At 62.5% G+C, this 13,709-nt stretch carries 14 protein-coding genes and 1 tRNA gene; 1 reads left to right on the top strand and 14 read right to left on the bottom strand.

Annotated elements, in window-relative coordinates:
• Nucleotides 1–33: 33 nt before the first annotated feature.
• The 9 genes from arsC to AB5Y72_RS07560 form a co-directional block, all read right to left on the bottom strand.
• Complete coding sequence (arsC, locus tag AB5Y72_RS07600) at nucleotides 34–459, bottom strand: glutaredoxin-dependent arsenate reductase (RefSeq protein WP_202211527.1); 426 nt, start codon at nucleotides 457–459, stop codon at nucleotides 34–36.
• Between the two features lie 33 nt (nucleotides 460–492).
• A complete protein-coding gene (gene arsB, locus AB5Y72_RS07595) occupies nucleotides 493–1,554 on the bottom strand; it encodes an ACR3 family arsenite efflux transporter (protein ID WP_216990835.1) in 1,062 nt (353 codons plus the stop codon).
• A 41-nt stretch (nucleotides 1,555–1,595) separates the two neighbouring features.
• Complete coding sequence (gene arsJ / locus AB5Y72_RS07590) at nucleotides 1,596–2,828, bottom strand: organoarsenical effux MFS transporter ArsJ (RefSeq protein WP_202211529.1); 1,233 nt, start codon at nucleotides 2,826–2,828, stop codon at nucleotides 1,596–1,598.
• Nucleotides 2,829–2,835: 7 nt separating this feature from the next.
• Complete coding sequence (locus AB5Y72_RS07585) at nucleotides 2,836–3,852, bottom strand: ArsJ-associated glyceraldehyde-3-phosphate dehydrogenase (protein WP_325781894.1); 1,017 nt, start codon at nucleotides 3,850–3,852, stop codon at nucleotides 2,836–2,838.
• Between the two features lie 10 nt (nucleotides 3,853–3,862).
• Nucleotides 3,863–4,360: a protein phosphatase gene (locus AB5Y72_RS07580; RefSeq protein WP_223915236.1), complete on the bottom strand. Its 498-nt coding sequence runs from the start codon at nucleotides 4,358–4,360 to the stop codon at nucleotides 3,863–3,865.
• Between the two features lie 113 nt (nucleotides 4,361–4,473).
• Complete coding sequence (gene arsA, locus AB5Y72_RS07575; RefSeq protein WP_202211532.1) at nucleotides 4,474–6,276, bottom strand: arsenical pump-driving ATPase; 1,803 nt, start codon at nucleotides 6,274–6,276, stop codon at nucleotides 4,474–4,476.
• 46 nt (nucleotides 6,277–6,322) lie between these two features.
• Entirely contained in the window at nucleotides 6,323–6,694 is a 372-nt protein-coding gene (gene arsD / locus AB5Y72_RS07570; protein ID WP_202211533.1) for an arsenite efflux transporter metallochaperone ArsD, read from the bottom strand.
• Nucleotides 6,695–6,698: 4 nt separating this feature from the next.
• Nucleotides 6,699–7,067 (bottom strand): helix-turn-helix transcriptional regulator, encoded by a 369-nt coding sequence (locus tag AB5Y72_RS07565; RefSeq protein ID WP_202211534.1) that lies wholly within the window; start codon nucleotides 7,065–7,067, stop codon nucleotides 6,699–6,701.
• A 291-nt stretch (nucleotides 7,068–7,358) separates the two neighbouring features.
• Nucleotides 7,359–7,446 (bottom strand) — tRNA-Ser (locus tag AB5Y72_RS07560).
• 198 nt (nucleotides 7,447–7,644) lie between these two features.
• On the opposite strand from AB5Y72_RS07560, the gene AB5Y72_RS07555 reads away from it, so the two are divergent.
• Nucleotides 7,645–8,394 (top strand): DsbA family protein, encoded by a 750-nt coding sequence (locus tag AB5Y72_RS07555; RefSeq protein ID WP_042074806.1) that lies wholly within the window; start codon nucleotides 7,645–7,647, stop codon nucleotides 8,392–8,394.
• Nucleotides 8,395–8,460: 66 nt separating this feature from the next.
• Here AB5Y72_RS07555 and galE read toward each other — a convergent pair whose 3' ends face one another.
• From galE to AB5Y72_RS07530, 5 genes are all read right to left on the bottom strand, one after another.
• A complete protein-coding gene (gene galE / locus AB5Y72_RS07550) occupies nucleotides 8,461–9,474 on the bottom strand; it encodes a UDP-glucose 4-epimerase GalE (RefSeq protein WP_368198810.1) in 1,014 nt (337 codons plus the stop codon).
• 83 nt (nucleotides 9,475–9,557) lie between these two features.
• Nucleotides 9,558–10,565 carry an FAD-binding oxidoreductase gene (locus tag AB5Y72_RS07545; RefSeq protein ID WP_368198808.1) on the bottom strand — a complete coding sequence of 336 codons (1,008 nt, stop codon included), beginning with the start codon at nucleotides 10,563–10,565 and terminating at the stop codon, nucleotides 9,558–9,560.
• Nucleotides 10,566–10,676: 111 nt separating this feature from the next.
• Nucleotides 10,677–12,326 (bottom strand): hydroxylamine reductase, encoded by a 1,650-nt coding sequence (gene hcp, locus AB5Y72_RS07540; RefSeq protein WP_202211567.1) that lies wholly within the window; start codon nucleotides 12,324–12,326, stop codon nucleotides 10,677–10,679.
• Nucleotides 12,327–12,560: 234 nt separating this feature from the next.
• Nucleotides 12,561–13,028 (bottom strand): Dps family protein, encoded by a 468-nt coding sequence (locus AB5Y72_RS07535; RefSeq protein ID WP_042074812.1) that lies wholly within the window; start codon nucleotides 13,026–13,028, stop codon nucleotides 12,561–12,563.
• 130 nt (nucleotides 13,029–13,158) lie between these two features.
• On the bottom strand, nucleotides 13,159–13,701 hold the full coding sequence (locus AB5Y72_RS07530; protein ID WP_202211569.1) for a DUF3833 domain-containing protein: 543 nt from the start codon (nucleotides 13,699–13,701) through the stop codon (nucleotides 13,159–13,161).
• Nucleotides 13,702–13,709: the final 8 nt, after the last annotated feature.

The following is a 13,709-nucleotide window of genomic DNA, read 5'->3' as shown; positions in this document are numbered from 1 at the left end:
ATCGCCAGTGCAGCCCCGATCAGGGCATCAGGGTCACAGGATGCGCTTGCCCTGGGCGTCCACCACCTGCTCACCATCTTCCTTGGTGAAGGCCCCTCGCTGGGGGTTGGGCAGTATGCCCAGCACCACTTCGGACGGGCGGCACAGCTTGGTGCCCAGCGGCGTCACCACGATGGGCCGGTTGATCAGGATGGGATGGGCCAGCATGGCGTCGATCAGTTCCTCGTCGCTGAACCTCTCCTCGGCCAGCCCCAATGCCTCGTAAGGGGTCACGTTCCGACGCAGCAGCTCGCGCACCGGCATGGCCATGGCGGCAATGAGTGCGATCAGGGTTTCACGGCTCGGCGGTGTCTCCAGATAGTGGATAACGGTCGGTTCAACCCCTGAGTTGCGGATAAGCGCCAGCGTATTGCGGGAGGTGCCGCAGGCAGGGTTGTGGTAGATGGTTATTGCAGTCATATGGTTCCCTTTATTGCGTATGCAGTCCGAGCCTTACGCCGTCTTGCCTTCGTACCACGGCTTGGTGGCATTCACGACCTTCACGACCAGCAGCATGATAGGCACCTCGATCAATACCCCAACCACGGTTGCCAATGCGGCGCCCGAGTGGAAACCGAACAAGCTGATGGCAGCCGCGACGGCGAGTTCAAAGAAGTTGGATGCACCTATGAGGGCTGACGGACAGGCCACCGAATGCTTTTCTCCCACTTTTTTGTTGAGCCAGTAGGCCAGGCTGGCATTGAAGATGACCTGGATCAGGATGGGCACGGCCAGCAGGGCAATGACCAGGGGCTGCTCAATGATGGCATTGCCCTGGAAGGCAAAAAGCAGTACCAGGGTCAGCAGCAGCGCTGCCACAGACCAAGGCTGGATCTTGTGCATCACCTCATCAAAGCTGGCTTGTCCGTGGCGCAACAAGGCTTTGCGGATAAGCTGAGCCATGATGACCGGGATAACGATGTAGAGCACCACAGAGATAAGCAGGGTGTCCCATGGCACGGTAATGCTGGACACGCCCAGCAAGAGACCCACAACGGGCGCAAACGCAAACACCATGATGAGGTCGTTCAAGGCCACCTGAGACAAGGTGAAGTAGGGGTCTCCGTTCGTCAGTCTGCTCCAGACAAAGACCATGGCTGTACATGGCGCTGCGGCTAGCAAAATGAGTCCGGCGATATAGCTATCCAACTGATCGCCAGGAAGCATGTCGGCGAACAACACACGAATGAACAACCACCCAAGGAAGGCCATGGAAAAGGGCTTGACCAACCAGTTGATAAACAGGGTCACACCAATCCCTTTTACATGCCCCTTCACTTGATGCAGCGCAGAGAAGTCGATCTTGAGCAGCATGGGGATGATCATGACCCAGATCAGCAGACCGACAGGCAGATTGACCTGCGCAATTTCCATGGCGCCAATCGCCTTGAACAGGCTGGGAAATACCTGCCCCAAGGTGATCCCGACCAGGATGCAGATTGCCACCCATGCGGTCAGATAGCGTTCAAAAAAACCGATGGCAGGCGCTTCGGCTGCCTTGCATTGTGCTGACATGACGACTCCAAAGGGTCACAGACCCATCAAAAAGACGAGGGTCAGCGACCCTCGTTACCAACATTCAACTGATGGCGCGGCAGACCCAGGGAGATCAACGCTGCCAGCAGAATAAAGAGAGTGGAGATCCAGAGGCAGGCCTCGAGACCATAAAGCTGGAACACCAGCCCGGAGAGCAGGGTGCCGAGCAGGCGCCCCAGGGCATTGGCCATGTAGTAGAAGCCCACATCCAGCGATACCCCATCTGCACCGGCATAGCTGACGATGAGGTAGCTGTGCAGGGAGGAGTTGATGGCAAACAGAGCGCCAAACACCATCAAGCCGCCCACCAGGCTGATGGCCGGATGCACCTCATAGTGAATCGCCAGGGCAATCAGGGCCGGGACCAGAGCCAGCGACAGTGCCCAGCCCATGGCGGCCTTGCCATCGGGCACCCGCCCCTCTCGCTTGCCGGTAAAGCGGGGGGCCTGGGTCTGTACCACCCCGTAGGCGATGATCCAGAGCGCGAGGAAGCCCCCCACATACCCGTGATCCCAGCCAAAGCTGGAGGCGAGGTAGACAGGCAGCGCCACCACAAACCAGACATCCCGGGCCCCAAACAGGAAGAGGCGGGCCGCCGACAGGGTGTTGATGGCGCGGCTCTTGGAGAAGATCTCGCTGAACTTGGGCTTGTTCCTGGCTTTGCCGAGATCCCGTGTCAGGGTCAGCAGGCTGACGCACCACACCAGCGCCAACGCCAGGGCCATGACCAGCACGGCCCCCCGAAACCCGAGCAGGGTCAGCAGGGCGCCGCCGAGGAAGAAGCCCATCCCCTTCAGGGCATTCTTCGAACCGGTCAGGAGCGCCACCCACTGGTAGAGCTGACCCTGCGCCTCTCCCGGCACCAGCAACTTGATGGCGCTCTTGGCACTCATCTTGTTGAGGTCTTTTGCTATCCCCGAGAGCGCCTGCGCGCCCATCACCCAGGGCACCGTCAGCCAGAGCGGTGGCACCAGCAGCATGCCCAGCGCCAGCACCTGAAGGGCGAGGCCTATGTTCATGGTGCGGTTGAGCCCGAGGCGAGCGCCAATCCAGCCCCCCACCAGATTGGTCACCACCCCGAAGATCTCGTAGAAGAGGAACAGGGAGGCGATGGCCAAGGGGCTGTAGCCCAGCCCGTGGAAGTAGAGCACCACCAGCATGCGCAGGGCGCCATCGGTCAGGGTGAAGGCCCAGTAGTTGCCGGTCACCAGCAGATACTGGCGGATCTCGGGGGAGAGGCGGGTCGCTGCCATGGCCGGGTTATCCTTGCGCCTTGTCCATCCGGCCGACCATGCGCATCAGCTCGGCGGTGCGGTTGGCATAGCCCCACTCGTTGTCATACCAGGCGTAGATCTTCACCTGGGTGTCATTGACCACCATGGTGGAGAGCGCATCTATGGTGCAGGAGCGCGGATCCGTCCTGTAATCCACCGACACCAGGGGGCGCTCCTCATAGCCCATGATCCCCTCGAGCTCGTTCATGGCGGCCGCCTTGAGCAGGCCATTGACCTCGGCCTCCGTGGTGGGGCGGCTCACCTCGAACACGCAGTCGGTGAGGGAGGCGTTGGCGAGCGGCACCCGCACCGCGTGGCCGTTCAGCTTGCCCTTGAGCTCGGGGAAGATGTGGCTGATGGCGGTGGCAGACCCCGTGGTGGTGGGGATGAGACTCAGGCCGCAGGCGCGTGCACGGCGCAGATCGCTATGGGGGGCATCCAGGATGGTCTGGGTGTTGGTGATATCGTGGATGGTGGTCATGGAGCCGTGCCTGATGCCGAGCTGCTCGTGGATCACCTTCACCACGGGCGCCAGGCAGTTGGTGGTACAGGAGGCCGCCGTCACTATAGGGTGCTGCGCCTTGTCGTAGAGGTGGTGGTTGACCCCCATGACGACGTTGAGGACCCCCTCTTCCTTGACCGGCGCAGTCACCACGACCCGCTTCACCCCCTGCGCCAGATAGGCGTCCAGCAGCGCCTTGGTTTTCATCTTGCCGGAAGCCTCGATCACCACATCACAACCGGACCAGTCGGTCTGAGCTATCTCCTTGTTGCGGGTGCAGAGGATGCGATGGTTGCCGATCACCATCTGGTCCCCCTCGCTGCTGGCCTCATGATGCCAGCGGCCATGGACCGAATCGAAGGTGATGAGGTGTGCCAGCGAGGCGGCATCGCCAGCCGGGTCATTGATGCGCACAAACTCCACATCCGCCCAGTCGAAGGCGGCGCGAAGCGAGAGACGGCCCATGCGGCCAAAACCGTTGATACCAACCTTGATAGTCATGCTGTTTTCCTTAACCGGCGAATGCGTAGTGGGTGTTGAGGTAGTCGACGTGAGGGGTCAGGGTCAACGCCTTGGGACGCAGCCCTTGTACCAGGGTCTTGACCTTGGCGGGGGCGTAACCCGTCTCCAGCAGCAGGATGGCCGCCATCAACCCGGTACGACCCGAGCCGCCACGGCAATGGATGGCCAGAGTCTGACCCGCCGCCAGCCGCGCCAGCAGATCCGCCTTGTGGCTGGCAAAGGCCGCGGCGAACGGCGCCTCGGGTGCACAGTCGTCCTCCACCGGCAGGTGGAACCAGGCCAGCCCCAAGGCGGCGCATTCGGCGGGCAAGGCATCAGCCTTGAATTCGCCAAGCTCGGCATCAGGCATCATGGTGACTACCGCATCAGCCCCGGCGGCTTGCAGGGTCTTGAGGGAGGCATGCAGGGAAGCCTCCTTGGTGCCAGGGCAGGGAGTGAAGATAAGGCGGGCGCCATTATCCAGCTTCAGAATGTCAAAGGGGTGCATGATAAACAGCGACTCCATGTCTCGTTGAGAACGTCAGATTGATGAAAAATCGGGGATGGCTGGCGCGCGTGGGCACGAGAAGGCGGCCATGCACGCCGCACCTTGCCACTCGCTCACCCCTTCTTCGAGGTGGGGTGACACAACCCTTGCAGCGCCTTCAGTCCCACCGGCTCGACGGCCTGCAAGGGCACCACGGCATAGCGCTTTCCATGCTCCTCCTTGACCGCGGCGATATGGGGCTGCTGGCGACGGGCGCGCAGGGCCAGCAGGGGGGACGTGACGACGGCCGGGGACAGCACATGATTGACCACCCAGGCCCAGGGCTCGATGCCGGCGCGGCGCAGGTCGGCTTGCAGGTTGGCGGCCTCCTGCACCGGAGTCGGCTCGGGCAGGGTGACTATCACCACCTTGGTCTGTTTCGGGTCTTGCAGCTGCATCATGGGGGTGGTGAAGTGCATCCCCTTGCCCCCCATCTGGCGGGCGATCTCCCTGTGATAGGCACCGGTCGCATCGAGCAGCAGCAGGGTGTGACCGGTCGGCGCCGTGTCCATCACCACGAAGCGCCTGCCCGCCTCGCGAATGATCCGCGAGAAGGCCTGAAACACGGCGATCTCTTCGGTACAGGGGGAGCGCAGATCTTCTTCCAGCAGGGCGCGCCCCTGGGCATCCAGGCTCGCCCCCTTGGTGGACAGCACCTGGGCACGGTAACGCTCGGTCTCGGCGTGAGGATCGATGCGGCTCACCGCCAGGTTTGGCAGTGCTCCTGCCAGGGTCTCCCCCAGATGGGCGGCAGGATCGGACGTGGTGAGATGCACCGGCAACCCGCGACTGGCGAGCTCCACCGCCACCGCGGCCGCCAGAGTGGTTTTACCCACACCGCCCTTGCCCATCAGCATGATGAGCCCGTGGCCATCGCGGGCCAGCTCATCGACCAGTTGCTGCAACCCGGGGTGCTGCCCAGGGGGCGTGTTCTCGGCCTCACATGCCCCGTTGACGGACGCGGCACCGAGCAACTGACGCAGGCTCTCCACCCCCACCAGATTGGTCGCCAGGAGCGGCACTCTGTCTTGCGGCAGACTGGTCAGCAACGGTGGCATCTGCGCCATCGCCTCTTGCTCTCGCTGCCACAGGGCGCGGGCCAGGGGATCCTCGGCCAGCTCGCTTTGCGGGAAGATGCCATTGATGACCAGCTGCTGATTGGCAAGGCCGATGGCCGCCAGCTCGTCGTGGGTACGCGCCACTTCCCGCAGGGTCGAGGCCTGCGCACGGGCCACCAGGATGAGCCGGGTTCGCTTTGCATCCGACAGGGCCGCGACGGCCTCTGCGTATTGGCTTCGCTGTTTTTCCAGCCCGGCCAGCGGTCCCAGGCAGGACGCATCCCCCTTGCCTTGGGCCAGGAACTCGCTCCACGCCCCCGGCAGTTGCAACAGACGGAGGGTGTGGCCGGTCGGTGCCGTATCGAACACGATGTGGTCGTATTCCCCAACCAGGCGGATGTCGGTCAAGAGGCCGGTGAACTCGTCAAAGGCGGCGATCTCGGTGGTGCAGGCACCGGAGAGCTGCTCCTCGATGCTGCGCACCACGCTCGGGGGCAGCTTGCCACGCACCGGCCCGACGATCCGCTCCCGATAGGCCTGCGCGGCGGCTTGCGGGTCAATCTCCAGAGCCGACAGCCCATCGACCTGGGGGATCCGGGTTACCTGGTTCCCGATCCGGGTATCGAACACCTGGCCTACGTTTGAGGCCGGATCCGTGCTCACCAGCAGCACCCGCTTGCCACTGTCACACAGGGCAACCGCACTGGCGCAGGCCAGCGAGGTCTTGCCCACTCCCCCCTTGCCGGTGAAGAAGAGAAACGGGGGCGCATCATGGAAAAACGAGTAGTTCAGACACGGGCAGGCCAGTAACCGGGACATATGAGGCTCCTCTCTGGGCAACGGCTAGGATTGGCGAGATGGCGATTTAGCAGCAACCACTGCTGCCTGAGCAGCATCCACTCTTGACGATCCCCTTGATGGCGGCCTGCGGGGCGGGCAGACCGGCATAACGGGCCAGTTCAGCGCGGCTGGGGTAACGACCGGTGAGCACCACCTGGCCATCCACCAGCACCAGGGGCAGCCCCTCCTCTCCCGCGTGGGTCAGGAAAGCGCTGACCGCAGGCGTCTCGGCAAACTGCATGGGCTGCTGGGCCAGATTGAAACGCTCGATGGCCACCCCCTGCGATCTGACCCAGGCGACATCGGCGGCAAAACTCACCAGGCGCTGTTCTACCTCGGTCCCACACACACCGCTGGCACAGCACAGTGCCGGATCGAACACTTGAATGACGGACATGGCATTACTCCTTGTTGCAGCAGGGCTGCACAGGCAATACATGGGGCGAGCAGCCGGACTCGGCTCTCATCACCCCGCAGGCTTCCGGGTGACCGGCGCAGCACTCCTCGGTGAGGTAGCCGATCAGGCTCAGCATCAGGGGAATGTTGGCGCGATAGCGCAGGAAGCGCCCCTCCTGCTCCACCGAGAGCAGGCCCGCGTGCAGCATGGCCTTCAGGTGAAACGAGAGGGTATTGGGGGCGATGTCGAGCTCGCTGGCAAGCTGACCGGCAACCAGCCCCTCCAGCCCCGCCTTGACCAGCAGGCGCCACACATCGAGGCGAATGCCGGAGGCGAGGGATTCAAACACCTTGGTAGCGATCTCTTTGTTCATGACAAGGCCTTTCATTCACTTCAATAAATCAACTATACAAGAAATATTGAAATGATCAACGCGGCGGCACTCCGATAGACCCCCCCGCCTCAATGCGCGGCCACAACGACCCCCGCCCCGCCTGGCCGGCCGCGGCCCTGGGCAATACCGGTTTCCCGGCAGGCGACCAGTCTCCAAGAACCTTGGTGGCAAAGGGCCGGCAGAGGAGCCCATAGGACAGCAGGCGGAAGAAAAGGAGACAGGCCATAAACGAAAAAACCCATCTCATTCAATGAGATGGGTTTAAATATGTGGCGGAGGGGGTGGGATTTGAACCCACGGATGGTCGCCCATCGCCGGTTTTCAAGACCGGTGCATTCAGCCGCTCTGCCACCCCTCCGCAGCAGTGCGACGCATATTACCCATGCCCCCCGCCCTTGTAAATCCCCACCCAGTTTGTTTGCCCATTTATTGGGCTATCTGGCGCACAAGGGCTGCAAACTCGCCCCCAACCCCGCTTTTTAAAGCAGATGGCTTGACTTGAAAACAGACTCACCCACTATAGTGACCACTACGATATTCCCAGCAAGATGGACTTATGAAAATCACACATGCCCTGTTCGCCGCCCTCACCGGCGCGACCCTGCTCATGGCGCCGGTACAGGCGAGCGAGCTGACCAAAAGCGATGTCGAGCAGATAGTGCGCGACTATCTGGTCAAAAATCCTGAGATCCTGGTCGAGATGTCCAACGCCCTGCGTGCCAAGCAGGAGAGCCAGCAGGCCGAGAACGACAAGACGCTGATCCAGGCCCATGCCAAGCAGCTCTATTCCAACCAGGATCCCGAGAGCGGCAATCCCAAGGGCAGCCTGACCGTGGTCGAGTTCTTCGACTACAACTGCGGTTATTGCAAACGCGCCCATCCCCTCGTCCAGCAACTGCTCGATGAAGACAAGGACATCCGCTATATCTACAAGCAGTTCCCCATCCTGAGCGAGACCTCCTACTACGCCGCCCGCGCGGCGCTGGCGGTGCAGCTCGGTCAGCCCGACAAGTACCAGGCCTTCCACGACAAGCTGTACGCCCATCAGGGATCGCTGGCCGACGAGGCCCAGGTGCAGGCCATCGCCAAGTCCGCCGGGGTGGACTGGAGCAAGGTCGAGGCGAAGATCAAGGATGGCAGCATCGATCAGAACCTGGGAACCAACCGCGCCCTGGCCGAGGCCATGAGCATCTCCGGTACCCCGGGGTTCATCATCGGCGACCAGATCCTGCGCGGCGCCCCCCGCGATCTGGCGAGCCTCAAGGCCATCGTCAAGGATGTGCGCGCCGGCAAGAGCATTCAGTAACCCGCGCGTTGTTCATGAAAAAACGCCCCGGCATGCCGGGGCGTTTTGCTATTCAGGCTTTAACACTCAGGCCTGATAGCCGTCGGCGTTCTGGCTTTGCCAGCGCCAGGTATCGATCATCATCTGCTCCAGACCCCGCTCGGCCTGCCAGCCCAGCTCGTCACGGGCCAGGGTGGGCTCGGCCCAGCACTCGGCGATGTCGCCAGGGCGGCGGGGCTTGATCTGATACGGGATGGCGCGGCCGCTGGCCGCCTCGAACGCCTTGACCATCTCCAGCACGGAATAGCCCTGGCCGGTGCCGAGGTTATAGGTGAAGACCCCGGTGTCGCCCGCGATGCGGGCCAGCGCCTTGAGGTGACCGATGGCGAGATCCACGACGTGGATGTAGTCGCGCACCCCGGTGCCATCCGGCGTCGGGTAGTCGTTGCCGAATACCCCCAGCTCCTTGAGCTTGCCCACCCCAACCTGGCTGATATAGGGCAGCAGGTTGTTGGGAATGCCGTTGGGATCTTCCCCGATGAGGCCGCTCTCGTGGGCACCGACCGGGTTGAAGTAGCGCAGCAGGACGATGGCCCAGCGAGGGTCGGATTTGGACAGATCCCTCAGTATCTCTTCCACCATCAGCTTGGAGCGGCCATAAGGGTTGGTGGCGCCGGTGGGGAAGTCTTCCCGCAGGGGCACAGACGCGGGATCCCCATAGACGGTGGCCGAGGAGCTGAACACCAGGCGGAACACGCCGGCCCTGGCCATCTCCTCGCACAGCACCAGGGTGCCTGTGATGTTGTTCTGATAGTAGGTGAGCGGGATCTGGCTGGACTCCCCCACCGCCTTGAGGCCGGCGAAGTGGATCACGGATTCGATCCTGTGCTCGGCAAACAGCCGCTGCAGGCAGGCCCTGTCCAGAATGTCCCCCTCCACGAAGGTGACCGGCTTGCCGGTGATCCGCTCCACTCGCCTGAGGGACTCAGGCGATGAGTTGGAGAGGTTGTCCAGAACTACCACCTGCTGCCCGGTACCGAGCAGCTCGACCAGGGTGTGGGAACCGATGTAACCGGCACCGCCTGTGACCAATATTGTCATGTCTAATCCCATGTTCTGATGAAACTGGGCTGAGTGTACCCGCCGGGCCGATGCGAGAAAAGCACGAGGCTCTGATGACACCATCAATAATCCAGGCTGATATCCCCCCTGGCGGTACAGGAGCAGGCCAGGGCGACGCCGCCCTCCAGATCCTGCGCGCTCAATGTCATCACGCTCTGGCGCTCGATCTCCCCTTCCGTGGTGCAGCGGCAGGCGCCGCACACCCCGGCGCGGCAGGCCGCCATCATGGTCTCCCCCGCCCCCTCCAGCGCCGCCAGCAGGGTCTGGCCCGGCAGTATCTTCACCTTCTTGCCGCTCTTTTTCAGGGTCAGCCAGAAGTGGTCGCTGCCGGTGTCCACTGGCACTGCGCTCGATGTCACAGCAGGCAGACCGAAGGACTCCTGGTGCAACTGCCCGGCGGGCAGGCCGAGCCCGGCCAGCATCTCGCTCACCGCGGCCATGTAGGGCGCGGGTCCGCACAGATAGACGTGGCGGCTCAAGAGATCCGGCGCCAATTCCCTCAGCATCTCCGGCGTGAGCCTGCCTACCCAGGGGTGCTCTGAAGGGGCTTCTTCCAGTATCAGGGCATGGCGCACACCGGCATGGGCCTCTGCCAGCGCGGCCAGCTCGTCTGCGAAGATCACATCCTCGGGGGATCTGGCGCTGTGGATGAAGCGGATATCCGCCTCGGGCCGCCTGGCGAGCTCGTCCCGCAGCATGGCCCACATGGGGGTGATGCCGGAGCCGGCGCTGAGCAGCAGTGGCCGCTCGCAGGGGAGCGCCGTCAGGTGGAAGTCGCCGAAGGGGCCGTCGACCCGGATCTCGTCCCCTACCTGCAGACTCTGGTGCAAATGGTGGGAGACCAGCCCCACGTCCTTGATGGTGACCTGCCAGAAAGGATCCTGCGGGCTGGAGGAGAGGGTATAGGCGCGCCACTGGGGCTTGCCGTCAATCTCGGTGTGTAGGGTGACGCACTGGCCGGCCAGCACCGCGGGCAGTTCGCCCGCCAGCGGCACGAACTGCCAGCTCGCCACGTCGTGGGTATCCGCCCGGCGGCCGATGCACCTGAGGGTGAGAGAGGTGGAGGTCATCGCAAGGCTCCTCTTGTTGAAAAATGTTGGAAAGGGGTCGTTAAAAAAAGGCGAGCCATCAGGCTCGCCAAAGGCTTACAACATGCTGAGCGTGTCAGGCTGTGTCTCGGATCAGGCCGCCAGGATCTCGGCGAGATCGGCTTCTGCGGTAGTGGTACCTTTCAGACCGAACTGCTCCTCCAGCACCTTGAGCAGGGCCGGGGTGAGGAAGGCAGGGGCGGTCGGGCCGGTGCGGATATCCTTCACACCCAGTGCCAGCAGGGTGAGCAGGATGACGATGGCTTTTTGCTCGAACCAGGAGAGCACCAGGGTCAGCGGCAGATCGTTGACACCGCACTCGAACGCCTCGGAGAGCGCCAGGGCCAGTTGGATGGCGGAGTAAGCGTCGTTGCACTGACCCACGTCCAGCAGACGCGGAATGCCGCCGATCTCGCCAAAATCGAGCTTGTTGAACTTGTACTTGCCGCAACCCAGGGTGAGCAGCAGGCTGTCCTGCGGGATCGCCTTGGCAAACTCGGTGTAGTAGGCGCGCTCGGCACGGTCACCGTCACAGCCCCCCACCAGGAAGAAGTGGCTGATTTCGCCGGCCTTCACCTTGTCAATCACCGCGGGAGCGGCCTGCATCAGGGCGTTGCGGGCAAAGCCGATGGTGATGAAGTGCTCGAGCTCAACGTGCTTGAAGCCTTCCAGCGCCTGCGCCTTGGCGATGACCGCAGAGAAATCTTCCCCTTCCAGATGGGTCACGCCCGGCCAGCCGACGATGGAGCGGGTGAAGATGCGATCCGAGTAGTTACCCACGTTCGGGTCGATGATGCAGTTGGAGGTCATCACCACGGCGCCCGGGAAGTTCGCGAACTCCTTCTGCTGGTTCTGCCAGGCGGAGCCGTAGTTGCCCACCAGGTGTGGGTACTGCTTGAAGAAGGGGTAGGCCAGCGCCGGCAGCATCTCGCCATGGGTGTAGACATTGATGCCGGTGCCCTTGGTCTGCTCCAGGATGAGCTTGAGATCCACCATGTCGTGACCGGAAACCAGGATGCACTTGCCCGGTACCGGAGTGACGCGCACCTGGGTCGGCTCCGGATGGCCAAAGGCGGTGGTTTCACCGAGATCCAGCATCTCCATGATCTTGAAGTTCAGCAGGCCGATGTCCATGGCGCACTTGAACAGCGGATCCAGATCGCTCGGATCCGTGCCGAGCCAGCTCATGATGCGATGGAATTCGGCGGCCACCCCGGCATCCTGCTGATCCAGCACCCGGGCGTGTTCCATGTAGGCGGCGGCCCCCTTGAGGCCGTAGAGGCAGAGCAGGCGCAGCCCCATGATGTCTTCGTTGACCTCGTTCTTGCCGCGGTTGACCGCGGTCTGCGGCGCCTGCGCCAGCTGGGCCAGCAGATCGGCACCCGGCTCGAAGCTGGCCGCGGCGGGCAGTGTGTCGGCCTGCACCGCCAGTGGTGCCAGCTTGGCGGCCAGCTGCCGGCGATAGGCCAGCGCCTGGTTGACATAGGCCACGATGCGGGCGGAGTCGAAGTTGACGTTGGTGAGGGTGGCGAAGAAGGCCTTGGGCACGAAGGCGTCGATCTCGCTGTCGATCATGCCGTGCTCGCGAGCGGCCAGGGCCCAGGCGCTGAGACCCTGCAGGGTATAGATCAGCACATCCTGCAGATCCGAGGTTTCCGCCGTCTTGCCGCACATGCCTTGTGCGTAAGCGCAGCCATTGCCTGCCGGGGTACGAATTGTCTGTTCACATTGCACACAAAACATCATGCCTCTCCTAATTGGACATTTCAGTTGTTTGTTTTGTGGCGATTCTATTCCTCCGACTCAAAACTTAATAGGCATTCAATTTACCAATTAACTTTTCATTGATGCAGATCAAATACAAAAAAGCCGCCCGAATCGGGCGGCAAGCGGGTGGATAAAAGGAGAGACAACTCGGGTTTACAACAGCAGGGGCAATGATACGGGCCGGGGCATGGGCATCCGGCCCCAGGGTCATCAGGCCAGGTAGGCGCGCAGCATCCAGACCAGCTTCTCCTGCTGCTGCACATAGTCGGAGAGGATGGATGCTGTCCCCTCGTCGCCAGCCTCGGCGGCCTGCCCCAGGATGCGGCGCTGGGCCACCAGCAGCTCGCGGAAGCTCTCCAGCAGGGATTCGACGCAGGCACGGCCGTCGTGCAACCCCTTCTGCTCGGGGATGGCGGACACCTGGATGTAGTCGCTGAAGCTGTGCAGGGGCACCCCATCCAGGGTCAGGATGCGCTCGGCCAGGGCATCGACCTTCAGCAGCAGATCGTTGTAGATCTCCTCGAACTTCAGGTGCAGTTCGAAGAACTGGTTGCCACGGATGTTCCAGTGGAAGCCACGAACGTTCATGTAGAGGATCTGGTAGCTGGCCAGCAGCCTGTTCAGCTCGGCGGCCAAAGCTTGGGATTGAACGGTATCAAGACCGATGGGGCTCTTCATGATTCACCTCCAGGTGGTAAGCATTATCGGGAACAGGGTCAGCATATCCCCGCACAGACTCAAAGGACAATCGGCTCTGCCTTGCCGATCCATAGTGAACGGCTATCGCCGATGGGCAAAAGCCTCCCTTTCATCGCTCGAGCCGCTCGATGTAGAGGATCACCTCGCCGAGGTGAATGCCGAACTTGCTGATCTCGGCGCGGTTGATCAGGCGATCTTCATTCAGCAGGTACATCCAGTCGTCGAAGCTCACCCGCACCACCTCCCCGTCCGGCAGCGCCAGATCCAGCTGATAACGCCAGTTGAGTGCAAAGCCTGCCGTCTTGCCCACGGCCTCCCCCACCACGTCGGCGGCGGTGCCGCGCCAGTGACCATCCGCCCCCTTGCTCAAAAACCAGGTGCGGGTCTGCCTGCGGCCATCGTCGAAGTAGAACTGCTCGAGCAGCTCCCCCTTTCCATCCTGCCAGTGCCCCTGCATCTCGACCCGAAAGCGACTGGTCACTTCGCCGCTACGGTCCGTCACCAGGCCGTGAGCCACCAGCTTGCCATTGAAGAAACGGGCCAGATCCCAACCCGGCTGGGAGCCGCGATAATCGTCCAGACTGGCGCCGCAGCCAGAGAGCCACAGCAGGGGCAGCAACCAGGCAAGACGCCACCAGGAAGAGAGCTTCATGGAATACT

The sequence above is a fragment of the Aeromonas sp. R7-4 genome (assembly GCF_040908055.1).
GTDB classification, from domain to species: Bacteria; Pseudomonadota; Gammaproteobacteria; order Enterobacterales; family Aeromonadaceae; genus Aeromonas; species Aeromonas sanarellii.
The sequence above is the reverse complement of the archived record's forward strand: the minus strand, read 5'-3'. Positions and strand labels throughout refer to the sequence as shown.

Bases quoted from the DNA above. Each gene is read 5' to 3' on its own strand.
- arsJ (WP_202211529.1), bottom strand. From the start codon at position 2,828: ATGGCAGCGACCCGCCTCTCCCCCGAGATCCGCCAGTATCTGCTGGTG.
- AB5Y72_RS07535 (WP_042074812.1), bottom strand. From the start codon at position 13,028: ATGAAGAGCCCCATCGGTCTTGATACCGTTCAATCCCAAGCTTTGGCC.
- AB5Y72_RS07555 (WP_042074806.1), top strand. From the start codon at position 7,645: ATGAAAATCACACATGCCCTGTTCGCCGCCCTCACCGGCGCGACCCTG.
- AB5Y72_RS07530 (WP_202211569.1), bottom strand. From the start codon at position 13,701: ATGAAGCTCTCTTCCTGGTGGCGTCTTGCCTGGTTGCTGCCCCTGCTG.
- AB5Y72_RS07585 (WP_325781894.1), bottom strand. From the start codon at position 3,852: ATGACTATCAAGGTTGGTATCAACGGTTTTGGCCGCATGGGCCGTCTC.
- AB5Y72_RS07545 (WP_368198808.1), bottom strand. From the start codon at position 10,565: ATGACCTCCACCTCTCTCACCCTCAGGTGCATCGGCCGCCGGGCGGAT.
- AB5Y72_RS07580 (WP_223915236.1), bottom strand. From the start codon at position 4,360: ATGCACCCCTTTGACATTCTGAAGCTGGATAATGGCGCCCGCCTTATC.
- hcp (WP_202211567.1), bottom strand. From the start codon at position 12,326: ATGTTTTGTGTGCAATGTGAACAGACAATTCGTACCCCGGCAGGCAAT.
- galE (WP_368198810.1), bottom strand. From the start codon at position 9,474: ATGACAATATTGGTCACAGGCGGTGCCGGTTACATCGGTTCCCACACC.
- AB5Y72_RS07565 (WP_202211534.1), bottom strand. From the start codon at position 7,067: ATGAACAAAGAGATCGCTACCAAGGTGTTTGAATCCCTCGCCTCCGGC.
- arsA (WP_202211532.1), bottom strand. From the start codon at position 6,276: ATGTCCCGGTTACTGGCCTGCCCGTGTCTGAACTACTCGTTTTTCCAT.
- arsC (WP_202211527.1), bottom strand. From the start codon at position 459: ATGACTGCAATAACCATCTACCACAACCCTGCCTGCGGCACCTCCCGC.
- arsB (WP_216990835.1), bottom strand. From the start codon at position 1,554: ATGTCAGCACAATGCAAGGCAGCCGAAGCGCCTGCCATCGGTTTTTTT.
- arsD (WP_202211533.1), bottom strand. From the start codon at position 6,694: ATGTCCGTCATTCAAGTGTTCGATCCGGCACTGTGCTGTGCCAGCGGT.